22 protein-coding genes and 1 pseudogene are annotated in these 26724 nt (G+C 41.3%); 18 read left to right on the top strand and 5 right to left on the bottom strand.

Annotated features, from left to right (window positions below; genetic code table 11):
- The first annotated feature begins 159 nt into the window (after positions 1-159).
- From BM130_RS02975 to kdsA, 4 genes are all read left to right on the top strand, one after another.
- On the top strand, positions 160-492 hold the full coding sequence (locus BM130_RS02975) for a DUF3467 domain-containing protein (protein ID WP_010527866.1): 333 nt from the start codon (positions 160-162) through the stop codon (positions 490-492).
- A gap of 49 nt (positions 493-541) precedes the next feature.
- Positions 542-3487 (top strand): serine hydrolase domain-containing protein, encoded by a 2946-nt coding sequence (locus BM130_RS02970; protein WP_010527867.1) that lies wholly within the window; start codon positions 542-544, stop codon positions 3485-3487.
- 269 nt (positions 3488-3756) lie between these two features.
- Entirely contained in the window at positions 3757-5034 is a 1278-nt protein-coding gene (locus BM130_RS02965; RefSeq protein WP_010527868.1) for a replication-associated recombination protein A, read from the top strand.
- 212 nt (positions 5035-5246) lie between these two features.
- Positions 5247-6092, top strand: coding sequence for a 3-deoxy-8-phosphooctulonate synthase (kdsA, locus tag BM130_RS02960; protein WP_010527869.1), 846 nt, complete (start codon positions 5247-5249; stop codon positions 6090-6092).
- Here kdsA and BM130_RS02955 read toward each other — a convergent pair.
- Both BM130_RS02955 and BM130_RS02950 read right to left on the bottom strand, forming a co-directional pair.
- Positions 6064-6879 carry a M48 family metallopeptidase gene (locus tag BM130_RS02955; RefSeq protein ID WP_010527870.1) on the bottom strand — a complete coding sequence of 272 codons (816 nt, stop codon included), beginning with the start codon at positions 6877-6879 and terminating at the stop codon, positions 6064-6066. The two genes, kdsA and BM130_RS02955, sit on opposite strands and share 29 nt — an antisense overlap.
- A 668-nt stretch (positions 6880-7547) precedes the next feature.
- The gene (locus BM130_RS02950; protein ID WP_010527871.1) at positions 7548-8249 is read right to left on the bottom strand and encodes an AlbA family DNA-binding domain-containing protein; all 702 of its coding nucleotides are present in this window, start codon (positions 8247-8249) and stop codon (positions 7548-7550) included.
- A gap of 158 nt (positions 8250-8407) precedes the next feature.
- On the opposite strand from BM130_RS02950, the pseudogene BM130_RS15795 reads away from it, so the two are divergent.
- Positions 8408-8572 (top strand): annotated as a pseudogene (locus tag BM130_RS15795) (iron hydrogenase small subunit).
- Between the two features lie 29 nt (positions 8573-8601).
- On the opposite strand, the gene BM130_RS02940 reads toward BM130_RS15795, so the two are convergent.
- Positions 8602-9387, bottom strand: a complete 786-nt coding sequence (locus tag BM130_RS02940; RefSeq protein ID WP_044138724.1) for a hypothetical protein — start codon at positions 9385-9387, stop codon at positions 8602-8604.
- A 622-nt stretch (positions 9388-10009) separates the two neighbouring features.
- Here BM130_RS02940 and BM130_RS02930 point away from each other — a divergent pair.
- From BM130_RS02930 to hydG, 13 genes are all read left to right on the top strand, one after another.
- Positions 10010-11860: a [Fe-Fe] hydrogenase large subunit C-terminal domain-containing protein gene (locus BM130_RS02930; RefSeq protein ID WP_010527874.1), complete on the top strand. Its 1851-nt coding sequence runs from the start codon at positions 10010-10012 to the stop codon at positions 11858-11860.
- Between the two features lie 23 nt (positions 11861-11883).
- Positions 11884-13077, top strand: a complete 1194-nt coding sequence (locus tag BM130_RS02925) for a SpoIIE family protein phosphatase (RefSeq protein ID WP_010527875.1) — start codon at positions 11884-11886, stop codon at positions 13075-13077.
- A gap of 505 nt (positions 13078-13582) precedes the next feature.
- Positions 13583-13927, top strand: a complete 345-nt coding sequence (locus tag BM130_RS02920; RefSeq protein ID WP_010527876.1) for a DRTGG domain-containing protein — start codon at positions 13583-13585, stop codon at positions 13925-13927.
- 12 nt (positions 13928-13939) lie between these two features.
- On the top strand, positions 13940-14365 hold the full coding sequence (locus BM130_RS02915; protein WP_010527877.1) for an ATP-binding protein: 426 nt from the start codon (positions 13940-13942) through the stop codon (positions 14363-14365).
- Positions 14362-15741, top strand: coding sequence for a [Fe-Fe] hydrogenase large subunit C-terminal domain-containing protein (locus BM130_RS02910; RefSeq protein WP_010527878.1), 1380 nt, complete (start codon positions 14362-14364; stop codon positions 15739-15741). Before BM130_RS02915 ends, BM130_RS02910 begins: the two co-directional genes overlap by 4 nt.
- Positions 15728-16063, top strand: a complete 336-nt coding sequence (locus BM130_RS02905; RefSeq protein WP_010527879.1) for a DRTGG domain-containing protein — start codon at positions 15728-15730, stop codon at positions 16061-16063. The genes BM130_RS02910 and BM130_RS02905 overlap by 14 nt, the downstream gene beginning before the upstream one ends.
- A complete protein-coding gene (locus tag BM130_RS02900; RefSeq protein WP_010527880.1) occupies positions 16044-16820 on the top strand; it encodes a PHP domain-containing protein in 777 nt (258 codons plus the stop codon). The genes BM130_RS02905 and BM130_RS02900 overlap by 20 nt, the downstream gene beginning before the upstream one ends.
- 9 nt (positions 16821-16829) lie before the next feature.
- Positions 16830-17351 (top strand): ATP-binding protein, encoded by a 522-nt coding sequence (locus tag BM130_RS02895; protein WP_010527881.1) that lies wholly within the window; start codon positions 16830-16832, stop codon positions 17349-17351.
- A 16-nt stretch (positions 17352-17367) separates the two neighbouring features.
- Positions 17368-17769 (top strand): (2Fe-2S) ferredoxin domain-containing protein, encoded by a 402-nt coding sequence (locus BM130_RS02890; protein WP_010527882.1) that lies wholly within the window; start codon positions 17368-17370, stop codon positions 17767-17769.
- A 14-nt stretch (positions 17770-17783) separates the two neighbouring features.
- Entirely contained in the window at positions 17784-19577 is a 1794-nt protein-coding gene (locus BM130_RS02885) for an NADH-quinone oxidoreductase subunit NuoF (RefSeq protein WP_010527883.1), read from the top strand.
- 33 nt (positions 19578-19610) lie between these two features.
- Positions 19611-21380 (top strand): NADH-dependent [FeFe] hydrogenase, group A6, encoded by a 1770-nt coding sequence (locus BM130_RS02880; protein ID WP_010527884.1) that lies wholly within the window; start codon positions 19611-19613, stop codon positions 21378-21380.
- Positions 21381-21460: 80 nt separating this feature from the next.
- Complete coding sequence (locus BM130_RS02875; RefSeq protein ID WP_010527885.1) at positions 21461-21934, top strand: NADH-quinone oxidoreductase subunit NuoE family protein; 474 nt, start codon at positions 21461-21463, stop codon at positions 21932-21934.
- Between the two features lie 123 nt (positions 21935-22057).
- Positions 22058-23491, top strand: a complete 1434-nt coding sequence (gene hydG / locus BM130_RS02870) for a [FeFe] hydrogenase H-cluster radical SAM maturase HydG (RefSeq protein WP_010527886.1) — start codon at positions 22058-22060, stop codon at positions 23489-23491.
- On the opposite strand, the gene BM130_RS02865 is transcribed toward hydG, so the two are convergent.
- Together BM130_RS02865 and BM130_RS02860 are read right to left on the bottom strand one after the other, a co-directional pair.
- The gene (locus BM130_RS02865) at positions 23488-24420 is read right to left on the bottom strand and encodes a ketopantoate reductase family protein (protein WP_010527887.1); all 933 of its coding nucleotides are present in this window, start codon (positions 24418-24420) and stop codon (positions 23488-23490) included. The two genes, hydG and BM130_RS02865, sit on opposite strands and share 4 nt — an antisense overlap.
- A 202-nt stretch (positions 24421-24622) precedes the next feature.
- Complete coding sequence (locus BM130_RS02860) at positions 24623-26236, bottom strand: DUF4139 domain-containing protein (RefSeq protein WP_010527888.1); 1614 nt, start codon at positions 26234-26236, stop codon at positions 24623-24625.
- Positions 26237-26724 lie beyond the last annotated feature (488 nt).

Genomic DNA, 26724 nt, shown 5'->3' with positions numbered 1-26724 from the left:
CTCTTTTTAGTTATACTTTTTATTTTTTCGTTTGTAAAACTAAGCTGAGAAGACCTTTTTTATTCTATTACAGACACACTTTTTTAAACAGTATCGCTCGTTTCATCTAAAATCAATATCTTTAACCTGCATTATGTGTTTATTATAATTTGAGTTGATATGGACGATCAAAATAGCAACAAAAGAAATCAAATGAAAATTGAATTAAATCCCGAAGTTGCTCAAGGGATTTATTCCAATCTGGCAATTATCAGTCATTCTCCTTCAGAATTTGTCATCGATTTTGCCCGTATTATGCCAGGTATCCCTAAGGCTTCCGTAAAATCGCGTATTGTACTGACACCCGAACATGCCAAACGTTTGTTACAGGCATTAAGTGATAATGTGGCGCGTTTCGAAGAAATGTACGGTAAAATTAAAAATATTGGACCCCATGGCAACGACCAGGGTGGATTCCCGCCTATTAACTTTGGCCCTGCAGGACAAGCTTGATGCCTGAGTTGTTTAACTTTTTTGTAAATAATTTTAATTTCCGGGTTAAATGAGTGCGTTTTTTAAAACTAAACTCCTGACCATCATTTTCGTTGCTATTGTTGGTCAGGAGGCTTTATGGGCTCAAAACAACAATCCGTCATACATCATACAATATGGCCGGACATGGGCCGATTCTGTTTATCTGACCCTGTCGCCCGAAGAGCGTATTGCTCAATTGTTTTGGGTTACGGTTGATGCCTCGGGCAATACTTCCCGAGAATATGCCAACATTCAATTGGTTAAAAAATGGCAACCGGGAGGAATAATTTTTTTTCGAAGCGATTTGAACCGAATGGTTGATGTCGCCAATAGCCTGCAAAGGCTTTCCAAAATACCATTGTTTGTAGTGGCCGATGGTGAATGGGGCCTCGGAATGCGTTTTAACCAAACCATTTCATACCCTTATGCCATGACGATTGGTGCCATTCAGGACAACCATTTAATTTATCGGCTTGGGGTTGAAATGGCCCGCCAATTTAAAGAGGCCGGTGTTCACGTCAATTTGGCCCCGGTGGTGGATGTTAATATCAATCCAGATAATCCAGTTATTGGACATAGATCTTTCGGAGAAGATCCCACCAATGTTTCGGCCAAAGCCTCTGCCTTTATAAAAGGATTGCAGGAAAATGGTATCATGGCCGTTGCCAAACATTTTCCCGGACATGGGGATACCGGTGAAGACTCACACAAAACACTTCCGGTTATTGCTCATTCGCGTGAAAGACTAAACAAAATAGAACTACTACCTTTTTCGAATGCCATACGCAGCGGAATTTGGGGGGTGATGACTGCACATCTGTATGTTCCGGCTTTAGAACCTAAAGAAGGAATTCCTGCAAGCTTTTCTGATAATGTCATTCAAGATGTTCTGAAGGATTCCTTAACCTTCAGAGGTTTAGTGATTACTGATGCCATAAAGATGAAAGGTGCTAAAACAATGGGGCGTCCCGGGCTGGTGGATGCTCTGGCACTGGCTGCCGGAAATGATATTGTAGAATTTACAGAAGATTTGCCCGGGGCCATTGAGTATGTGAAAAAATTTATTGCCGAAGGTAAGTTAAGTTGGTCCGATATTGAAGAAAAATGTAAAAAAGCATTGGCTTTTAAATACTTTATGGGGCTGGACAATTTTCCCAAGGTCAATCCTGAAGGACTTTACAATAGGGTTAATACCCCTTTGGCTAAGTTGCTGCAAAGGCAACTCTATGAAGCGGCTATGACCGTCGTGGTTAACCGAAACCAAGCTATTCCCGTGCAAAATCTGGATAAGGGTAGTTGGGCTTGTGTTACCTTGGGGCAACTGCCCCATTTTTGCGAAAGGGTTCTGGACTACAAAGAGATGCCTTGCTTTAGTCTTGACCCTTCTGAGCCATCAGTGTTTAATAGTACTTTAGATAACCTAAAATATTATGACCGATTGATTTTTGCCATAGGAGATGCTTTGAATAACTTATCGTCTGAACGGAAACGCCGGCTGGTTCAACTTTTAATACAAAAAGAGAGTCTGGTGGCTTTCCTTGATAATCCCTATCATTTGAGCGAATGGAAAGATATCGAAAAGGTTAACGGATTGCTTATAGGTTATCAAAACAATGAAATTACTCAGGACATTGCTGCTCAGGTTTTATTTGGTGGTGTAGGAGCTTCAGGAAGGCTTCCCGTTTCGGTTGATAGTAGGTTTGAATGTGGATATGGAATTGACACCCGAGGAGGGTTTCGACTGAAATATACTTTGCCTGAGGAGGTGCATATGGATAGCCGCTTTATCCGGCAAAAAATAGACTCTATTATTTATCGGGGAATAGATGAGGGTGCTTTCCCGGGATGTCAGATTTTAGTGGCTTGCAAAGGAAAAGTTGTTTTCAGTAAAGCATATGGCTACCACACTTACCAAAAGCGACAAAAAGTTACCACCGATGACCTTTATGACCTGGCCTCAGTGACCAAAGTGACAGGTCCTTTGCCTGCATTGATGAAACTTTATGGGGATGGGATTATTGATATTGATGAGCCTCTCAGCAATTACTTCCCTGATTGGAAAAGAGGCTTTTTGCATCCTTCAAATAAAGAAGATTTAATTTTTCGTGACGTACTGGCTCACCAGGCCGGGTTATTACCCTACATCGCCTATTGGAAGATGGCGGTAAAAAACGGACAATATCGCCGACGGTGGTTTGACCTGAATAACGGACTTAAAGTGGATGAGCATCTTTACCTAAAACCCAAATTTAAGCGACAAATATTTCGTGCAGTACGAAAGAGCGAGCTGCTTGAAAGTAAAGAATATAAATATTCCGGGCTTTCGTTTGTGATATATCCCGAAATGATTAGTCGTTTAACCGGTGTCGATTATGCCTGGTATATCGATTCACTTTTTTTTAGGCCGTTGGGTGCTTCGTCGCTTACATATAATCCGCTTGAACGCTTTTCACAAAGGCGAATTGTTCCTACCGAATATGACAGTTATTTTCGAAAAACACAGGTTCACGGTTATGTGCATGATGAAGCGGCGGCAGTACTTGGCGGCGTTAGTGGCAATGCCGGCTTGTTTTCCAATGCCAATGATTTGGCAAAGCTATTGCAGATGTACCTTAATAAGGGTCAATATGGTGGTAAACGTTTTATTAAAGGCCATGTTATACAGGAGTTTACTAAAGTGCAGTTCCCGGAAAATCACAATCGACGAGGATTAGGCTTTGATAAGCCTTTGCTGAATAACGCCGATTTGTCTTTGGACGATGCTTATCCGGTACCGGCTGTCAGCCCTGAAAGTTATGGCCATTCGGGTTTTACCGGTACTTTTTTCTGGGTAGACCCCAGATTTGAATTGGTCTATGTGTTTTTGTCGAACAGAGTGTTCCCAACACGAAATAATACTAAAATATATGAGCTGAATATCAGGACTTCGGTTCAACAAGTTTTTTATGATGCCTTACAAGCTCGTCAATATTAAGAATATCACCCAAAATTTATACGGATGAAACGAGCATGGCCACTTCTGCCACAAAATGACATGTATAAAAGACAAGCGCAAAAGTGCTCAGACTGAAGGCAAGAGTGGAATTTTAACTAATCACTAAAAACTTCTTCTACCTTTGTCTTTTATACATATGTCTTGTGTGGCATGCCTGTTTCTACCATCCGTTTTAAAAATACTTTTACCCTTCCGGGTTTTATTTATAATTTTGTTTTTTCAGTCACGTTTCCAAAAACAATTGATATATGAATGGATATCCCCCTTTGGCAGAACGTATGCGGCCACGCACACTCGACCAATATATCGGTCAGAAACATCTGGTTGGACAGGGGGCTGTTCTGTATCAAATGGTTGCGTCAGGGCGACTCTCATCTATCATTTTGTGGGGTCCCCCAGGCGTTGGGAAAACTACTTTGGCACGAATCATTGCCAATCAACTAAAAAGACCGTTTTTCGTTCTTTCTGCTGTGAGCTCGGGCGTGAAAGATGTCCGCGAAGCCATTGAAAAAGCTAAAAATGCTCGGTTTTTCAATGCCGATTCACCCATACTGTTTATTGATGAGATTCATCGTTTCAGTAAGTCGCAGCAAGATAGTTTGCTTGGAGCTGTAGAAGAGGGAACCGTCACATTGATTGGGGCTACTACTGAAAATCCTTCGTTTGAGGTGATTTCCCCTTTGCTTTCGCGCTGTCAGGTTTATGTGTTGGAACCTTTAAAAAATGAGGAACTGATGGTGTTGTTTGAGCGGATTTGCAAAGAGGACCCTGTTCTTAAAAAAAGAAAAATTGAACTGAAAGAAGATGAGGCACTCTTTCGTTTTGCCGGAGGTGATGCCAGAAAATTTCTCAATATTATTGAATTGATTAGTAACTCGTTCAATGATGACGATGTTATTGAAATAACCAATGAAAATGTAACGCGCCATCTTCAGCAAAATCCTGCTCAGTATGATAAAAACGGTGAAATACATTACGATATTATTTCAGCCTTTATAAAATCTATTCGTGGTAGTGACCCTGATGCTGCAGTGTATTGGCTTGCCAGAATGGTTGAGGGTGGGGAAGACCCCAAATTTATTGCCCGTAGGTTAATTATTTCCGCTGCTGAAGATATAGGGCTGGCTAATCCCAACGCTTTGCTTTTGGCAACCAATGCTTTTGAAGCCATTCAAATGGTGGGGTGGCCCGAGGCCAGAATCATTCTTAGCGAAGTAACCATTTATCTCGCTACAAGTCCTAAAAGCAATTCAGCCTATATGGCTATTAATAAGGCACAGGAAACGGTCAAAAAAACAGGAAACTTGCCTGTGCCGCTACACCTCAGGAATGCACCTACAAAACTGATGAAAGAACTCAATTACGGTAAGGAATATAAATATGCACATGATTATACTGATAATTTTGTAATTCAAGATTATCTGCCTGAAAAAATTAAAGATACCAGATTGTTTTTTCCTCAAAATAATCCGCAGGAATTAAAAATTGCCGAGCGTATGAAAAAGTTATGGAAAGGGCGAAAATAGTCCTATGCCCCTTATTAATGGTTTTATTCTTATTTTTGAAACGAAACCGGGTTTGACGCATTGCAATGATATTGTAAAATGAGCTTATTATCAGGTGAGTTTGAGTGAGAGGAAGATGATTTTTCCCTTTAATGTGGTAGAGGATATATGCCGGTTAACAAAGCTAAAACTAAAAACTATAATAAATTAATATTGGACTAAAAAGACCGTTTATGAACATTAATTCCATACCCAAAATCAAATATGGTGACAGCAACCAATTTTTTTTATTGGCCGGACCTTGTGCCATTGAAGGAGAAGAAATGGCTATGAGAATAGCCGAAAAAGCTGTCAGCGCCACTGATAAACTGAAAATTCCGTACGTTTTTAAAGGGTCTTATCGTAAGGCCAATCGTTCGCGTATCGATTCCTTCACGGGTATCGGCGATAAAAAAGCTCTTCAAATTCTCAGGAAAGTTTCTGAAACTTTTGATATCCCTACCATCACTGATATTCATTCGGCCGAAGAAGCCAATATGGCTGCCGAATATGTTGATATTTTACAAATACCGGCCTTCCTGTGCCGACAAACCGACATCCTGGTAGCTGCAGCTAAAACCGGAAAGGTAGTAAATATTAAAAAGGGGCAGTTTTTGGCACCCGAATCTATGATTTTTGCCATTAATAAAGTCAGAGATAGTGGGAACGATGCTGTTATGGTTACCGACAGAGGTACTATGTTCGGCTATCAGGATTTGATTGTCGATTACAGAGGCATCCCAGTTATGCAAAAAATGGGCGTACCGGTAGTTCTTGATATTACACATTCACTGCAGCAACCCAACCAGTCGAGTGGCGTAACCGGTGGTAAGCCCGAACTTATCGAAACTATTGCCAGGGCAGGTATTGCTGCAGGATGTGATGGTATTTTCCTTGAAACTCACTTCGACCCCTCTAATGCAAAAAGCGATGGGGCTAATATGCTTCATTTAAATTATCTGGAAACACTATTGAAAAAGTTGACAATACTGAGAGATGCTGTTTTGAACCTTAATTCTGAGACGGGTTATAAAATTTAAGTGCTTCAGGCATAAATTCTTCTAAATTTTTTGCGCGGGTTTCGTCTGCCGGGTGGGTGCTCAAAAATTCCGGAGGTTTTTGACCGCCCTGTTGAGACATCCGTTCCCAGAAGTTTACAGCTTCTCGTGGGTTGTAGCCCGCCATGGCCATAAATATCAAGCCCAATTTGTCGGCCTCGGTTTCGTGGGTGCGGGAGTATGGAAGCATGATACCTAACTGTGTACTAATGCCATAGGCTGATAAAAATATGTTTTGGGTTTGTTCAGGTTTTTCATCTAATGCTACCGACAGAACGGTTCCGAACCCCTGAACTGTCAACTGTTGGCTCATACGCTCGTTCCCGTGGCGCGCTACTGCATGTGCAATCTCATGTCCCATTACTACTGCCAGCCCCGTCTCATCCTGTGTGATGGGTAAAATACCCGTATACACAACTACTTTCCCGCCTGGCATACACCAGGCATTGGGCGTGTCATCTTCAACCAAATTAAATTCCCATTCAAAATCCTTTATCCGGTCACTCATCCCATGTTCTTCAAAATACCTTTCTACGGCATTGGCTATGCGTTTCCCCACTCTTTTTACCATTTCGGTCTGTTCCTTGTCTTCCGACAGTTTGTTTTGTTTTAAAAACTCTTCGTACTGGGTTAAACTCATGGCCATAATTTCTGATTCCGGAAGTAAGTTTAGCTGTTTACGCCCGGTTATGGGAACTGTTGAGCAGGATATCAATATGCTCTCGAGAATTATAATAAAAAGGAATAATAAATAATTAACTTTTTTCATAACAATGCTTTATATGAGTTGGTTTAATGTTTTATCCGTATAAAATTTATCTAAGTTATTGGCCAGGTGGAACCTAAAGTTAGTAATTAGTCGATAGTCAGTTAGTTAATCAACACTAATCACTAATGACTGTTGACTAATGACTATAAATTTCTTCTGCCTTCTGCCTGTGTACTTCTGCCTTGGTTTTTTTAAACATGTCCTTTTGTGGTAAAAGTCGCCATGCTCGTTTCATTTGTGTTGCCAATATAGAAATTTATAGGGATATATTCCATTTTTACAAGCCTCAAAAGATTTTACCTGATAATTGCCATTTTTAGCTTGTTTAGTGTTGACAAATATACAATAGACATGCCAATTTTATAACTGAGTCGCCATTATGCAGGCGATTGAATCACCATTATGCAGGCGATTGAGTCGCCATTATGCAGGCAATTGAATCACCATTATGCAGGCGATTGAGTCGCCATTACGCAGGCGATTGAATCACCATTACGCAAGCGATTGAGTCGCCATTATGCAGGCGATTGAATCACCATTATGCAGGCGATTGAGTCGCCATTATGCAGACGACTCAGATTTTAATAAAAATAAGATTTTTAAAAAACTACCATATGCCGAGGTTTTATTTGGGAGAAGAATTTATATTGAGTGGTTAAAAAATAGTTTTATTTTCTGTAGCTTTGGGTTTTGATAAAATATCCTTTTCGGGTATACTTGTCGTTGTTGTTTTCCGGGTCTTCTTGAGATATTTCTTTTAACATGTAGAAGAAACCGTTTTCCGTTATCTTCATATCTATTATTCCAAGAACAATAAGGTTGACGAGTATCTGTTCAGCCTTTTTTCTGGAAATATGTGCTATTTTAGAAAACTTAGTGTGAGTAATATATTTGTTCTCTTCATTAAACCAATTAAGGAGAATTTGTTCCGGTTCTTGCAGTTGAAAAAAGGTGCCGTGTTTCCTTTTTTCTCTTCGCCATACCTTAAGCAATATGTTGTTAGCTAATAGATTCTGGTCTTTTACTCTCACATACACCTTGTATCTGCCATCTTTATTGGGCGCTTTATGAGGCCTTTTTTTACTTTTGGGGATGATGATTTCTACCACTGTTTTACCCTCTACCTGCCATTCTTTGACCCGGAAAGGAACAGGAGGTTTGCAATAACGCTTTGCCGCCGATTCTACCATATAATATTCTTCGTCGGAAGATACACCCGCTATTCGACCATTATCTTTAACACCTATCAACAATCGTCCGCCATCCGTATTGGCAAAAGCTGCCAGCGAACGTGCTATCTTTTTACTGTCGTTGATAGCATACTTGAAATCCTGATGCTGGTGTTCTCCTTCAGCAATTCTTTTTTTCAAATAGCGATTCACCTGTTTCTTTCTCTTTTGTTGGCAAATTTCGGGAAAATATTAAGAAAATAAAATGAACAGGATTGGGTTGGTACTTTTTTACCCTCGGTGTTGGTGTTTTAATCAGAATGGTACCGCTAACCCGAATTTTATAGTGCTGATGAGGTTTGATATTAAAAGCCATTTATCGGGATGATGCCGAAAAGAAAATCCGTAAATCTCACGAAAATCCTGAAATTATTCAATAATACCGGGAATTTTTGTTTGAGCCTCTCGGACATATTTCACATAAACTAATACATACCCATTACGTTCCTCGCCAAGGCTATTAATCGCCGACATCATTGGTACGATAGAACATTTAGTTACAAGGCAAATAGAGGTCATGACGCGGATTGACTAGTAGAATAGGGCGACTTGTTATTTTTTTTAGCAGTTTTAGTTCCGGAGGGCCGGTAAATATATACTCGGGTGAATTTAAGCGGGTGGCAGGTATGATGAGTAAACTGTCGGACACCTTGTTAAGACTGTTAATGGCGTATTGAATAGTAGCTCTCTTTGACCCTTCGGTTTTTATTATTTTATGCGGACAGTTTGAATGTTTAAACAATCGGGTAATAAAGGCAAGTAATTGGTTCAGTTTTTTTTGATTAGCTGTGTTTCTGAAGTGGGGATGTAATAAGGTTATATTTCCGTTTGTTGCGTTGGCCCAGGTCATACACCATGCCGATGCTTCTTTTTCACCATCCCGGTTGCAAACAGGAAAGAAAATATGGTTGGGTTTCCAGGTCAAATCCTGCTGTTCCGGGAGAATCAGATAAGGTATTTTTAAGCTCCTGCATTGTATGAAAAAGCGGGTAGCTTGTTGTTTTCGGGAGATAACAATTTCTGACCGGCAAAAAACGACAAGCGATAGATCAATGGCCGGGTCGCTGGTATGTTTTAGTATTGTAGGAAATAAATCTTCTTCTGAGCCTTTTATTTCAATATCTTCGTAACTAGGTTGTTTCGTTTGGGTTAACCCCTTATCTCTTATGGTGGTTATGATTAGACGATAGTTTAATAATTGGGAGAGGTGAATGCTGAATTGGATAATTGGCCGGGGGTTAACCTCTTCCGGACCTATCAGAACAAGCATTGAGTTCATTTTGTCGAACGTTTGAATGTAAATATTTACAGATTAATAAATATGAATGGTGTAATTGCTTCGCCAAAAATACGTAAATTTATAGAAGCTAATTCAATGATATAGCCGGCGTGGCTTTGTTGGCCGTAACAAAAATAGCAATGTCTGGCAATACAGGCAGCTAGGAAAAGAAAGAAAGCATGGGCGCCGACAGGAGTTTAGTTATCAGCAGTTTGTTGCATCCGCAAAATGAAATGCTGAGGTCAGAAGTTGGAATTCCATTACCGGATTTCGGAAACAGGAAACAACCACTGGTTAAAGTAAATCATTGGGGATTAATTGCACAATAGCCGGACTAATCTTTATCTTATTCTGATAGTATGGATATTAACATTTGTCTGGAAAGTTCATGTTTTGCCAGAGGCAATAAAGAAACACTGATGATGATAAAAGAATATTTGGAAGACCACGGCTTGAGTTCGCGGGTTTTTTTAGTGGTCAGTTGTGCGAAGGATTGTGTGATGAAGGCCCAATTTTGAAGATTAATGATATGATATTTAAGTAGGTGAGTTCCGACAATATTTATGAAATTTTACACGAGGTTTTTGACCAGTAGGATAATGAAAAGATAACACCATAGATTATGGCCGGTTTATTAAATGTAAATTCTGAGAAATGCAATTTAAGCTTTACCTGCATTCGGACTTGTCCGGCAAAAGCCATCCGGATAAAGGATAAACATGCCGAAATACTTCCTTCCAGATGTATCGAATGTGGTCATTGTTTTACCATGTGTTCTCAGGAGGCCATAGAAGTTAGGGATGAAGCAGAAAGAGTAATGCAGCTTTTGAAAAGAGAAGAACCTGTAGCAGCCATATGTGACCCTGCCATTTCTGCCGAGTTTGTGGATATTACAGATTACCGAAAATTTGTTGGTATGATTCGGGCCCTGGGATTCCGGTATGTATTGGAAGCTGCCTTTGGCGTAGACCTGGTCGCCATAAAATATAAAGAGTTGTGGGACCATTTTCACGGGAAATACTATATCAGTACCAATTGTCCGCCGGTGGTATCACAGGTGGAGAAGTATCATCCCGAACTGGTGGATAATTTAGCCCCTATCGTTCCCCCTTACGTGGCTATGGCCAAAGTAATCCATCGTTTGTACGGGGCCAATACCAAAGTGATTTACTTTACTGCCTGTGTGGCTGCTAAAAATGATGTGCGATTGTATAAAGGGGATGGTACAATTAACGGGGTACTCTCATTTTTGGAGTTGAGAAAATTGTTCAACCAAAACAGAATTTCAGAAAACTCGGTAGAATTTAGCGACTTTGATCCCCCTATTGGCAGAAAGGGAGGACTCTTCCCCATTAGCAGGGGAATGATTCAGTCGGTTGATATTAATCCCGACCTGTTAAATGCCAGCATTATTACAACTGAAGGAAGAAACAACTTTCTTCAGTCGCTTAGGGAGTTTAAAACGGAAATAGGTCTCAAGCAACACCTAGACCTTTTTTATTGCGAAGGGTGTATTATGGGGCCGGGTACCTCGTTGGGTGGAAAGAAATTTTACCGCAGGTCCCAGGTTATTAAATATGTAAACAAAAGGTTGATAAATTTTGATTATAAAACCTGGCAGCAGGATATAGATAGGTTTCGTGACCTCGATTTGAGCCGCACTTTTAAAATTCGGGACCAGCGATTACCATATCCTTCCGAAAATGAAATTCAACGGGTATTGCATGAAATGGGAAAAGAAAAGGTGGAGGACCAATTGGGATGCGGTGCTTGCGGATATCCATCTTGCAGGGAATTTGCCATTGCTTATTGCCAGGGACTCACCAATTATGAAATGTGTTATACCTACACCATTCATAAAATGCATACCTACATCAATAAACTTAATGCGGCCAATGAAAAATTAAAAAGAACCAAGGAGGCACTGAAACAGAGCGAAGAAAAAGCACGTGAGGAAGAAAAGGCAGCTCGCCTGGCGGCCGAGACTACTACTGCCATGCTTAATAAAATCAGGGCCGGAGTGGTTATTGTGGATGAAAATCTGAAAATTATTGAATCCAATGACAGCTTTGTGAATATGGTAGGCGAAGATGCAAAATCTATTAACGAGTTAGTGCCCGGTTTGAAGGGGGCTGAACTTAAGGCTTTAATTCCTTTTTATAAACTATTTGCCACAGTGCTGCAATCCGGACAGGACCAGCTCAACCGTGATACTTCTTTGGATGATTCCATACTGAATGTTTCGGTATTTACTATTGAAAAAAATAAAATAGTGGGTGGTATCATTCGCGATCTGACTGCACCTGAAGTGCAAAGAGAAGAAGTTATTAACAGGGCCAGGGAGGTGATACGGGATAATTTGGAAACCGTGCAGCAGATTGCTTTTTTACTGGGTGAAAGTGCTTCAAAAACTGAAAAAATTCTATCTTCAATTATTGAAACTCAAAAAGGGCGGGCTAACGAGGGACCTTGACTTGATAAGCAATAAATCTTTTTATGCATTTGCCGGAGCAAAATATTTTTCTTGATGTTTTTTGTGAGCAAAGCCATCGTGCCGGTGAGGTTATTTGTGGTGATGTTTTTCTTTCGCGCCGTATAAGTGGTGAGGGCCGTACCATCGTGGTACTGTCGGATGGAATGGGTTCCGGGGTTAAAGCAAATGTGTTGGCTTCTCTCACGGCTTCCATGGCCATCAATTTTACTCTGGAGCATCGTGAAGTTCAGAAAACGGCCGAAATTATCATGGACACTTTACCGGTTTGTTCGGTCCGGAAAATTAGTTACTCTACTTTTACCATTATTGATGTGGAAGATGATGGTCGTACAACTATTGTGGAATATGATAATCCGTCATGTCTTTTAATTCGCCATTATCGGGAGTTTGATCCCGGTTGGGAAATTCTGGAGCTGGAAGCGGAACAGCACAAAGGGAAAGTGATTCGTACTTGTTCGTTTGCGGCACAGAAGGAAGACCGTATAGTTTTCTGGACCGATGGCATTATTCAGGCGGGCATGGGAAGCCGTTCTTTCCCTTTTGGATGGAGCAGGGAAGGTGCTGTTGAGCACGCGTTGAAGATTCTCAGTAATGAACCTTTTATTTCGGCTTCCAAGATGGCCAAAAAAATGGTTAATCTGGCAACTCTTCATGACGGCGGCCATCCAAAAGATGATACTTCATGTGGTGTTATCTATTTTAGAGAACCCAGAAAATTATTGTTGGTCTCGGGGCCGCCTTACATTGAAAAACATGACCTCGATTTTGCCTTGAAGGTAAAACGCTTTAAAGGGAAAAAGATAATTGCCGGAGGTACTACTGCCGAGATTGTGGCCCGGGAACTGGCACTGAAATTTGATGTGGGTATGATGGCCTCTGATCCTGAACTGCCCCCGGTCTCTTTTGTAGAAGGTATTGACCTTGTTACCGAAGGGATTCTTACCCTCGGAAAGGTTGCTAGAATTCTGGAAGGTTTTAAAAGCGATACAAGATTGGGCAACGGTCCTGCCGATCTTATCATTCGCATGCTTATGGAAAGTGATAAAATTCACGTTATTATAGGAACCCGGATTAATGTGGCACATCAGGATCCCACGCTGCCCGTTGAACTGGAAATTCGGAGGACCGTCTTAAAACGGATTGTCAATCTTCTGGAAGAAAAGTTTCTGAAAGAAGTTTCCGTGGAATATATATAAATTGCTCTAAAGTTAAATTCGCCCGTGTTTATTGGAGCATGGCCTCTTTTTCTTCATTATTCCTTTATGTTTAGTTGTGGGTTTTTTTATTTAAGGGTTAATGTGAGTAAAAATACGTTTAAAAAATATAATAAAATTTTAGGCTGACTCTTTGTTGTAAGGTTTCTGTTTTTTCGTTTAGTTGTCACTTTCATAATTATTTAGATTAAATATTAATTGCCGGAAATGTCATTTTCCATTTTTTTAATTCGTTAAAAATTGTAGCTTCGTATATTGATTGTAGAAAAAATTCTTTAATGATATTTTTGAATACGAGCATGGCCCAAAGAGAAATATGTATAAAAATGGACAGGCAGAAGACAGAAGAAATTTTTTGTGATTAGTGAACAGTCATTTGCGGTGGTCACACATGGAACTATTAACCAACTACTAACCACTAAAAACTAATGACTGAACATTAATATTAATATTCATTAAGTCAATGAGTTAAATAAATTTTGTATTGATGAAGATTAATGAGTTGGTAAATATATTGGAAGGAAGAGTGGTATGTGGAGAACAGTTTCTCGATCGGGAAATTGAGTATGGTTTTGCCAGCGATTTGATGAGCGATGTTTTGACGCTTGATATTGATAAACTTGTCTTGATAACCGGCCTTAATAACCTGCAAACCATTCGAACAGCAGAAATGGCAGATATTGAATGTATTGTTTTTGCCAGGAATAAGCGTATCCATCCATCGATGGTTGAACTGGCGGCTGAGCATCAAATGGTATTGGTGGAGTGCCGCTTTTCGATGTTCAAAGCAGTGGCCAGATTAAGTGCCGCCGGGTTGAAACCTGTTTATTAATGATTTTTGGGTATGACATTTAAGTTTGAGATTGAGGGTGGGAATTTTTCAAAAGCAGGGAATGCCAGTAGTGCCGTGAAAAAAATTTTAAAACAAATCAATGTACCGCCGGCCATCATCAAGCGGTTGGTCGTAGCTCTTTACGAAGGGGAAGTAAATGTGGTAGCACATGCTCGAAAGGGATGGATTAAAGTAGTGATAGAACCTGAAGAGATTTTTGTGAATATAGAAGATGAAGGACCCGGTATCCCCAATATTGAGCTGGCCATGCAAGAGGGATATTCCACCGCTTCTCAAAAAGTCAGAGAAATGGGATTCGGTGCAGGGATGGGGCTCCCAAATATGAAAAAGAATGCTGATTTATTGAATATTACAAGTCAGGTGGGGAAAGGTACCAATGTTGAAATAATTATTTTCTTAAATCAAAGCCATAAATGACCGAGGACAGATTTTATCATGCTCTAAAGGTCAGTGAAGACCTCTGTTTCGGATGCACTCATTGTATGAATGTGTGTCCCGTGGAGGCTATACGCATAGAAAATGGCAAAGCTACTATTCGGGATAACTGGTGTGTCGACTGTGGAGAGTGTATGCGGGTATGTCCGGTGAATGCCATCTATGTGGAGCAAGATGATTTTAATCAGATTTTTCGGTTCAAATGTCGGGTGGCTTTGGTACCGTCGGTATTGATAGGACAATTTCCTGCGGAGGTGACTGAAGCTGCTATTTTTTCGGTAATGCGGGAGATGGGATTCACCCATGTCTTTCAAACCGAACATACCGCCGGCTACATCATTCGGTCGATGATTGAAGCTTCGCGAGACGCTGAGGATAAGCCGGTTATTTCTTCTTTTTGTCCGGCTGTGGTACGGTTGATCCAGATAAAATTTCCGGCGCTACTTCCCCAGGTAATTAGAATAAAACCCCCCATCGATACTTCGGCAATCTATTTTAGAAAACGGTTGGAAAATGAAGGGTATCATCCCGGGGAAATAGGGATTTTTTATGTCACCCCATGTGCCGCCAAAATCGCTGCTGTGAAAAGTCCGGTGGGAGAGGATAGCTCACCTCTCAATGGTGTCATAAATATGGATCTCATATATAATAAAATATTCCGATTGATTAAAAACCGAACAAACAGAAACAGTATCTCGCCCGGTGAAATGCTTCCCTTACTTAGTCCCCGTTCCATAAAATATTGTTTGACCGGTGGTGAGGCTAATGCGATGGAAGGACGATGCCTTGCTATTGATGGTATTCATAATGTTATTGAGTTTCTGGAAAAGTTGGAAAATGATGAATTCACTGACCTGGATTTTCTTGAGCTCAGAGCTTGCGACCAGAGTTGTGCCGGAGGTGTTTTGGTAGGTGGTAACCGCTTTTTGACCACAGAGCGCCTCAATAAAAGGGCACAACGATTTCATGGTGTAGCAGACATTCCAGGTGATGTTAAAGCCTATTCAGGATTTTTATCGGAACGAATTTCTTTGGGGGATATTAAACCTCGTTCCATGCTGATACTGGACGAGGATATGGGAGAAGCATTGCGAAAAATTCAGCAAGTGCGTCATCTGATGTGCTATCTGCCGGGGATTGACTGTGGCGCCTGCGGTGCTCCCCGATGTCAGAGTCTGGCCGAAGATATTGTTAGAGAGGAGGCGCGCCTTACGGCTTGTGTGTTTATTCAGCGAATGATGGAGAAACATCAGAAATTAAGTGGTGAACATGCAATAAAGATTATTGAAAAAATTTGGGGTAGGAAACGATTGGAAAAAAACTGTAATAAGAAAGGAGCCGAAAATGACAGTGAGTGAAATTGTTGATAAACTGAATCTTGCCGTTTGGGGTGGTGAAGATGGTCTTCATCGACCCGTTACCGGTGGGTATGTATCCGACTTACTTAGTGATGTGATGGGGAATGCTTCTGACGGTGATGTGTGGATTACCCTTCAAACCCATAAAAATGTGATGGCCGTAGCTTCTTTGAAGGAAGTGGCGGCAGTGATCCTCGTGAAAGGGCTTGCACCTGATGATGATACTCTTGAGCAAAGCAATAAAGAGAATATTCCCTTGCTGGGAACCAAAATGGAAACGTTTGAAGTGGCCGGAAAATTATATGAATTACTCAAAAAATAAAGAGGATGGCCTAACCATTTTCCGGGCTGATTTGCATGTCCATACCTGTTTGTCACCCTGTGGAAGTCTGGATATGAGTCCGGTTCGAATTATCGAGGAAGCCCGGCAAAAGCACATTGACATTTTGGGGATAACCGACCACAATTCTACCCGCCAGTGTAAAGAAATAATGGACCTGGGGCATAAGGCCGGCATAGCGGTTTGGGGTGGTGCAGAAATCAATACCCGTGAAGAGGTTCACTGTCTGGCTCTGTTCGATGATTTGAAAGCCCTGGATGCGTTTCAGCAATGGTTGGACCGCTGGTTGCCGGTTGTCAAAAACAAGCCTGACTATTTCGGACATCAGGTATGGGTCGACGAAAAGGAGAATATTTTGGGCGTTGAAGACCGCCTGCTCATTGTGGCTTTAGACAGAAGTATGGAACAAACTTATGAGGAGGTGCATCGCTTGGGCGGCGTGTTCATACCGGCCCACATCAACCGAAAAAGCAATAGCCTTATCAGTCAACTGGGATTTGTGGCCACTGATATTAAAGCCGATGCTTTAGAGATTAGCCCAGAAACAAAAAAAGAGGTAATTAAACAAATGAGGTGGGCCGAAATCAAACCCGTTATTGCAGGGTCGGACGCCCACTATCCCGAACAACTGGGAACTGGTATCACTCTTTTGAAAATGAATAATAGTTCTTTGAATGAATTTAAAAAAGCACTGAATGGTGTTAGAGGACGGACAGTTCTTGCAATCATCGATATATAAAATAGTTTTATGAAAGACCTGTCATTGCATATTCTTGATGTTGTTGATAACTCCGTCAATGCCGGAGCTACAAAGGTAGAAGTGCGACTGATTTATCGCGGTGACATTTTGGAGATTACCATTCGTGACAATGGATATGGAATAGCCCGTTCCTTGATTGAACGTGTGACCGATCCTTTCACCACTACCAGAACTTCCCGAAAGGTAGGAATGGGACTTTCTCTTCTGAAAATGAATGCCGAGCGGACAGGCGGACGCGTTTCCATCGAATCGGAACCACAAAAAGGAACCACCGTTAATGCCTCTTTTGTAACCAGCCATATCGATTGCCTTCCGGAAGGTGATATGGCAAAAACACTGGCAATGATTATCTCAGGTAATCCGCAGGTTAATTTCAAAATAAAGATTGTTAAAAATGACCGGCTTTTTGAGATATCGTCTGAGGAAATAAAAGAAAGCCTTAATGGCATTCCCCTTTCTCATCCTAAAGTAAATCTGTTGATCCGAGATATTTTAAAAGAAAATGTTTAAGTAAAAGAAGTTAAATATGAGTGATAAAGTTAGAAATCTGCAGGAGCTCAGAAATTTGAGGGATGAACTCAAAGGAAGGCTTCTGTTACGTGAAAAAAGTAAAGCTCCTGAAAAACTGGTGCAGATAAAGGTATCAATGGCTACTTGTGGTATCGCCTCAGGTGCCCGTGAAACTATGAGCTACCTGATTGAGGAGTTGGACCAACAGGGCGTGGATGCAATAGTGACTCAAACAGGCTGTATGGGGTATTGTTATGCCGAGCCAACCATCGAAGTGACCTTGCCCGGCGAAAAACCCGTGGTCTTTGGTCATGTGGATACCGTTAAAGCCGCAGAAATCATAGAGAAATATATTAAGAAAGGAGAATTGGTGGACGGTATCATTCCTGATACTTATAATACAATCGACAATAAATAAATGCATATTGCGCTATGGCCAAATTCAAGTATCATGTTTTGGTTTGCGGAGGGACCGGTTGCCGGGCTTCCCAAAGCGAAACCATTGCCGCCAATATCAAACGGGCGGTGGCGGAAAATAATCTTGCCAATGAAGTTCAGGTGATCAAAACCGGATGTTTCGGATTTTGCGAAAAAGGGCCGGTAGTAAAAATGGTGCCTGATAATACGTTCTACGTTCAGGTGACTCCCGGGGATGCTGATGAGTTGGTGCTCGAGCATTTGGTGAAAGGGCGGAAAGTGAAACGTTTGCTTTACGTCGATCCGGAAACCCATACTGCTGTGAGCGATTCCAAGCATATGGATTTCTATAAAAAACAGTTGAGAATTGCTCTGAGAAATTGCGGGTTTATTGACCCAGAAAATATAGAAGAGTATATTGCCCGTGACGGTTACTCGGCTCTCGGAACTGTTTTGGAACAATATTCACCCGAAAAAGCTATCGAAGTGGTTAAAGCATCGGGATTAAGAGGAAGGGGTGGAGGTGGCTTCCCTACCGGACTGAAGTGGGAGTTGACACGAAAATCGAAAGCTGAACAGAAGTTTGTTGTCTGTAATGCCGATGAAGGGGACCCGGGTGCCTTTATGGATCGTTCCATTCTGGAAGGTGACCCCCATTCTGTTTTGGAAGCTATGGCCATTTGCGGCTATTGTATTGGTGCTGATAAAGGATTGATATACATTCGCGCAGAATATCCATTAGCCATTAAACGCCTAAAAATTGCTATTGAGCAGGCCCGAAAGTATGGATTTCTTGGCAACGACATCTTTGGTTCCGGTTTTAATTTCGATGTAACCATTCGTTATGGTGCCGGTGCTTTTGTATGCGGTGAAGAAACGGCTCTCATCCATTCCATGGAAGGAAAACGAGGCGAACCTACCGTTAAACCACCATTCCCAGCTCAATGTGGTTATCAGGGGAAGCCTACCAATGTTAACAATGTTGAAACCTTTGCCAATATACCTGTAATTTTTCTGAAAGGGGCCGACTGGTTCAGTAATATAGGTACCCCCAAGAGTCCGGGAACCAAAGTGTTTGCTCTGGCCGGAAAAGTAAACAATGTGGGACTTATCGAAGTTCCAATGGGAACCACTTTAAGAGAAGTTATCTTTGATATCGGCGGTGGTATTAAGAGTGGTAAGAAGTTTAAAGCGGTACAGACCGGAGGCCCTTCCGGCGGATGCCTAACCGAAAAACATCTGGATTTGCCCATCGATTATGAGACTTTGGTTGCCAATGGTTCTATGATGGGCTCAGGAGGAATGATTGTTATGGATGAGGATGACTGTATGGTATCGGTGGCAAAATTTTATCTCGACTTCACTGTTGAGGAAAGTTGCGGCAAATGTTCTCCATGCCGTATAGGAAATAAAAGGCTTCATGAGTTACTCGACAAAATAACGCTTGGACAAGGAGAGGAGGCTGACTTGTCCCGACTCAGAAATCTGGCAACCGTGATTAAAGATACTGCTCTGTGCGGACTTGGACAAACCTCACCAAATCCTGTTTTGTCTACTTTGGACAATTTCCCCGAAGAGTATGAGGCGCATGTCAAAGAAGGCAAATGTCCGGCAGGTCAGTGCCGCGCCCTTATGCAATATGTGATCGATCCCAATCTTTGTGTTGGATGTACTTTGTGCTCGCGCGTTTGTCCTGTCGATGCTATTTCCGGCAGTAAAAAAACGCCCCATTTTATTAATAGTATGGTTTGTATCAAATGCGGAGCTTGCATGGAAAAATGCAAGTTCGGAGCCATCAGTGTGCAGTAGCCTGAGTGTTAATTATTGGAAAATTTCATTAATATGAATATCATAAAATTAATCATAGATGATAAGCCCGTAGTGGTAGAACAGGGGACTACCATATTGGAGGCAGCTAAATCCATCGGCATAAAAATTCCCTCTTTATGTTACATGAAGATGGATGATTTGAATTTTGAAAACAAACCGGGCGGTTGTAGAGTATGTGTTATCGAGGTTGAAGGTCGTCGCAATCTTGCCCCGGCATGTAAAACTGAGTGTACTGAGGGTATGGTGGTTAAAACCCATACTGTCAGGGTAATCAATGCCCGTCGTACGGTCGTGGAACTCATCCTCTCCGACCATCCGGCGGAGTGTTTAACCTGTGCCAAATCAGGTGAATGTGAGCTGCAGGAATTGGCTCAAAATCTGGGTATACGGGAAATACATTATACCGGTGAGCAATCCCATTATAAAGGTGATCAGTCACCGGCCATTATCCGGGAAATGGACAAATGTATTATGTGCCGTCGTTGCGAAACCATTTGCAACGAGGTGCAAACCGTAGGTGTGTTATCAGCTGTCAATCGCGGCTTCGAGTCGGTAGTGGCACCGGCTTTCGAAATGGATCTGGACCATTCGGTTTGTACCTATTGCGGACAATGCGTGGCCGTTTGTCCTACAGGGGCTTTGACAGAACGGGATTATACATGGAAAGTTATTGAAGCTCTGGTTGACCCACAAAAAACAGTAGTGGTACAAACCGCACCGGCAGTCAGAGCGGCCTTAGGTGAAGCCTTCGGAATGGAACCGGGAACGTTAGTCACCGGTAAAATGGTGTCGGCACTCAAAAAGTTGGGATTCGATTATGTGTTTGATACCGACTTTGCAGCCGACCTTACCATTATGGAAGAGGGTACTGAGTTTCTCGATAGGCTTACACGTTATCTGGATGGTGATAAGAGTGTTAAATTGCCTATTCTCACCAGCTGTTGTCCCGCATGGGTAAAGTTTTTCGAACATCAGTTTCCCGAGATGATAGATATTCCTTCCACGGCCAAATCACCGCAACAAATGTTTGGCGCCATTGCCAAATCTTATTTTGCCAAGAAACTCAATAAAAAGCGGGAAGATTTGGTGGTGGTATCAGTGATGCCCTGCCTGGCAAAAAAATATGAATGTACGCGCGAAGAGTTTGCCATCAACGGCGATGCCGATGTTAATGTGTCTATAACGACCCGCGAACTGGCCCGCCTCATTCGAAATGCCAATATCGACTTTGCTTCTCTCGACGATGAAGATTTTGACCAACCCTTGGGAGAATCAACAGGTGCTGGTGTTATTTTCGGAACTACCGGTGGCGTTATTGAAGCGGCTGTTCGTACTGCCTATGAATTGCACACCGGTAAACACCTTGAGAAAGTAGAGTTTGAGGAACTTAGAGGTATGGAGGGATTGCGGAAAGCGACGGTCGATTTTGACGGTATGAAACTTAATATTGGTATAGCTCACGGGTTGGGTAATGCCCGCAAACTGTTGGAAGATGTAAGAGCTGGTAAATCAGAGTTTCATGCCATTGAGATTATGGCTTGTCCCGGGGGATGCATCGGTGGTGGCGGTCAACCTTATCATCACGGCAATGTCGACATCCTGAAAAAACGACAAAAAGCTATATATCGTGAAGATGCCGGTAAAGCCATTCGTAAATCTCATGAAAATCCTTTCATCCAGGAATTGTATAGTGAGTTTTTGGGGAGACCTCTCAGCGACCTGTCACATGAATTATTACATACCCATTATTTCAACAGGAAGAAACTGTCTGAAATTGAATAGTGTTTACCAATATCTGGCTTTGGCTACTATGACCGAATTGATTATTGACAATTGATAATTGAAAATTTTAATGGATAATCATGGCAAAAGTTAAAATACCTGTTAATAAAGTTCAGGAGCTTAGGGTAATATGTAAAAAGTTTAATAATGACCCCGGTGAATTGATAAATGTGCTTCACGAGGCGCAAAACCTTTTGGGATATCTTCCGGCCGAAGTTCAGGAAATTGTGGCTGAAGAACTGAATGTTTCGGTGGCTCATGTTTATGGCGTGGTGACCTTTTATTCATTTTTTTCCATGTTACCCAAAGGGAAACATCCTATTTCAATCTGCATGGGTACCGCCTGTTATGTGCGTGGTGCCGAAAAAGTGTTGGAAGAATTTAAACGAAGGCTGGATATTAAAGTGGGCGAAACCACCCCCGACGGAAAATTTTCACTCAGTTGCCTGCGCTGCGTTGGTGCCTGCGGACTGGCACCCGTTATTACCATTGGTGAACGGGTATATGGACGTGTATCCCCAGAAGATGTTAAGAAAATTTTGGATGAGTATTAACCGTTGAAACAAGCAGGTTATTGGGTCGGATTTTCTGATTGCTTAGAGGTCTCATTATTTTTATTCGCTTTTGTTTCCATTACGCGGCAATCATCGTACCTTTATACCCATAAAGTTTGAATTATGCCCAATATTTATGACCCTCAGAAATATACGATTGAAGACCGTCCAATGGAAAACTTCTTGGATGCAGATGAGATTTGGGATATCTTGCAACGAAATGAAAATCCGGATCCTGGAAGAGTGCGCGAAGTTATTGCCCGTTCGCTGGATAAGAACAGGTTGACACTGGAGGAGACAGCTGTTTTGATAAATGCCAATACCCCCGAGCTTATTGATGAAATAAAAAACGGTGCCCGTGAGCTGAAAGAAAAAGTCTACGGTAAGCGGATTGTATTGTTTGCACCTTTATACATCGGCAATCTTTGCATTAATAATTGTGCTTATTGCGGGTTCAGAGCCGATAATAAGAAGCAGAAGCGACTAACTCTCTCTACGGATGATATACGTAATGAGGTGATGGCGTTGGAAGATGCCGGTCATAAGCGCCTGATTCTGGTTTTTGGCGAACACCCCAAATACGATGCCCAATTTATTGCCGATACGGTTCGTCAGGTTTACAGGATAAAACATCTGAATGGTGAGATCAGAAGAGTTAACATCAATGCAGCACCGTTTGATATTGAGGGATTTAAAACCGTTAAAGACGCCGGGATCGGAACCTATCAGATTTTTCAGGAGACCTATCACAAGGAAACTTATCTGAAGGTACATCTGGGAGGTAAGAAGCGTGATTTCGACTGGAGAATAACGTCGCTCGACAGGGCTCAGGAAGCCGGCATCGATGATGTCGGTATTGGTGCTTTGTTGGGATTATACGACTGGCGATTTGAAATTATGGGATTGCTTCGGCATGTGAATCATTTTGAAGCGGTTTATAATGTTGGACCACATACTATTTCATTCCCGCGCATTAAAACCGCCTCGGGTTTTAAGGTTAGGGATGATTATAACGTGTCAGATGAAGACTTTACACGATTAGTGGCTATACTAAGGTTGGCCGTTCCTTATACAGGATTAATCCTTACAGCCCGTGAGCCGGCACATATCCGCGATGAGGTGCTCCAATTTGGTGTTTCACAAATCGATGGCGGTACTAATATTGAAATGAAAGGCTATTCCAAACAAAAAGAGCAGCAGGACCTCGATCAGGAACAGTTTTCTATTGGTGACAACCGTTCTCTGAATGAAGTAATGGATGAATTGATTGGACACGGTTATTTGCCTTCTTTTTGTACAGCCTGTTATCGACTAAAAAGAACAGGGGAGCATTTTATGGAATTCTCGGTTCCCGGTTTTATAAAAAGATTTTGTCAGCCCAATGCGATACTTACTATGGCCGAATATCTGGAAGACTATGCCCCCCCGGAAACCAGGGAAAAAGGTTATCGGCTCATTCAGGATAACTTAAAAGAGTACTCCGATGACCAATTCCGCGGGAAATTAATACAGCGATTGGAACGCATTAAAAGAGGTGAGAGGGACCTCTATTTTTAACCTCTCACTTTTTGTCGTGCCCTTTTTTCCATCAATAACAATGAATAATAAACAAAGCGGTTGACAGGGACGTCGATGCCAACTTTCTCAGCCAGCCTTACAACAGTTCCGTTCTGATATTCCAGTTCCGATGGTTTCCCTTCCCATACATCTCTGGTAAGAGATGAGGTGGATTCATAAGGAAATGTGTCAATAAAGGCCATGGTTTTATCCACAAGATCTGGTTCCAGATTTATTTTAAGGGCATTGGCTAGCTGGGCAATCTCTTCAAACAGGTTGCGCATCATCTGACGGGTTTCGGGCTGTTCTCTAACTTCCCCGTACGTAGATCGTGTAACCGCAAGGAGTCCGCTAACGCAAATGGCCAGAAATTTACGCCATAAGTCGGCCTGGATGTCTTTGGATACAACCGATTTAATTCCTGCTTTTTCAAAAACTTTTTGAAGGTTTATTACTCGTTGTGATTCAGAACTGTCACATTCACCAAAAACTATGGTAGGTTCTACAGCAAAGTGGTTGATTTCTCCTGGGGCTTCAATTTTACTGATGATGCGGCAAAGTCCGGAAAGAACATTTTGGGAGGGCAAAAAAGTTTTTAATTCGTTACTGGCTAAGACTCCGTTCTGAAGTGGTAATACCATTGTGTTTTCATGAATTACCAATGCCAGTTGTTGAGCTATTTCTTTAACCTGCCATGCTTTGACGGCAACTATGACCAAATCAGGTGACTGGATTTCACCAATTTTGTCGGTAACATTTACCGGATGGATGATAAAATCTTCTTTTATACTTTTTACTTTAAGCCCATTCTTTTCCATGGCTTCTTTGTGAGCTCCCCGGGCAATAAAGGTTACATCATTGCCGGAGGCGGCCAGACGGCCACCAAAATAGCCGCCTACCCCTCCGGTACCAACAACTAATATTTGCATTTTTATCTTTTCTTTTTTGATTTTGAACTCCGAAACTACAAAATGTGCATCAATATCTCAATTTAATACCATTTGTTTTATTGGGGATATAAATTATAAGTCAGGTCTTCAATGTTATTGATTAAACATTTTATATTTAATATCTAGCATCTAATAATCTAATACCTTAGGTGATGTAAATTCTTCATGCATTAATTCACCGTTATTCCAGAATCAGATTTTGGTCTTTAGGATATCTTACAGAATAGATTAGCCTGAGCTCTTTTATTTCACCCGGGTCTAAACTCAAATTCCACTCAAGCTTTCCTGTTATAGGATTGACTTTTGCGCCGCTACTCTCTTCCAGTTCAACTTTAATTTCATTGTTTGAAGATATGGGATATTGATCTTCAACCACTAAGTTAATACTATTCCTTTTTGTGTTTTTAACCGTTATTTTCCAGGCTTTGGTCTCTTTTCGGTTGTTCCCCAGCAATGATTTGGAAGAATAATCTTTTAACAATTCACGTTTTACCACAATAGCAGGGTCTCTGCCTACAGAGACTTTAAGAGTATCTTCTGATGTATAAGGATCAAGATATGTTTTGCCCTGATAAGTTTGGTTAAAATAGATATTAGCTTCTCCCGGCAACAGGTTAAGATTATTCCACTGAGAAATATGGGCTAACAAATAAACGTGTGGCGACAATTTGGGAACAGTGGCATATTGATAATCAGCTTCAATATTGTGCTCGCTTACTGCAACATCATAACCCTGATTGTTTGACGGAATGGTGTAGGGAATATTTATTTCAAAGGCTGTGGTGGTTTGTTGTTGTGAGATGGTCACGTTTGTCCTTTTTAAAGGTGTAGTGCCACGAATAAGGAGTGGCTTTTCTTTTTTAGTATCGGCGGTAATTTCCATATTATTTACTTCTATTTCGTCATCCATTGTCCGGAAAGATTTCAAAGGTTCGGGCCTTATAAAATCCAGAAACCACGGTTGCAATTGCGGTTTATAGTTGCTGATGGATGGATTGCCTGTGGAAAGGGTTAACTTAACATTTTGCCACGTCTCGCCGGTGTTTTGATAAACTTTGGCTTTGTAGATTAAAACAGCAGGTTGATTTGTATCATCAACACGAATGTCATAGAACGGTTGCCAGTGAGCCTCTCTAACGATATAGGTAAGTGCCAAAGAGGTGGTTAAGGCGTGTGGTGTCGAAACGGCAACTTTTACCGTACTGGTAGGACGGTCTTTTTCTGCATTAAGTTCATTGAGTTGGCGGTTTAACTTTTCCAACCTTTCTTTCATTTTCTTTATGGACTGATTTTTGGTAAAGATGGATTCTTCAATTTGGGTAAGTCGGTGCTTAAAGAAATCGGCAGCTTTGATAAGTTGGTCAACATCCACCCCTGTTTCGGCCCCTCCTATTTTTTGGTTGCTGAGCAGCATCTCTCGTTCCTTGACAAAAACGTCTCTGGCATTGGTCGTAAGGTCTATGCTGTCTTTAAGCAAATCCCGTTGTTTGGTAAGTCGCTCAATATTGGCATCGGTAGATGCTCCTGACATGAAATCGAGGCTGTGATTTACCGATAAGATGGTGACCTTATTGCTGACAGCTACCTGTAAACTATTGGAATTAAGACGAGAGGTGAGACCTCTGAAAAATATTTCACTTTTCCCTGCCGGAAGGTCAATTTCTGCCATCCGGGTTATCTGGGAACCGTTCAGGTAAACTACAACCTCTTTTATTTCAGATTTTACTTCTTTAACATTCTGGGCATGAAGGGTGGTAAACCCTAAAAAGATAATAATTAGGATTATTGTTCTCATAATAAATATGTATTGATGGTTTTTCAAAATATTAAGTAATGAATATTGTCAAATATACATTTATCGTGCCTGAAATTCCATTTTAGAATAAAATTTGATATAGAACCATAAGACCTTTCGGGGGGGGTATTAGCCAAATTTTTTCGATTTTACGGTGCCATATTAAAGATTATAATTTGGCATAAAACAAGTATTTTCATGAAGGTTAGTGTCACAAGAGAATGTATATAAATATTGATTCGGGGATTCTTTATGGTGATTTAAAAAATTAGCTTTCGTTTTTTCTGTAGTTTGTAGATAATTTCGACAATTTTATGGCTAAATTTAATATTGTGAATTTACCGGATTATGCCGTTTTTTATGCTGAATAGTAAAATTGAAGGGACACAAAAACTGTGAAGAAAATATTTATCATGCATTTAGCAGTTCATGAGTACATATATTTCATTTTTCAGTGTTCCCAAAAATCATTAATTTGGCCAGCGAAA

Origin of the sequence: Thermophagus xiamenensis (assembly GCF_900112795.1) — a bacterium.
GTDB lineage: Bacteria > Bacteroidota > Bacteroidia > Bacteroidales > Marinilabiliaceae > Thermophagus > Thermophagus xiamenensis.
This window is presented reverse-complemented; position numbering and strand designations above follow the sequence as displayed.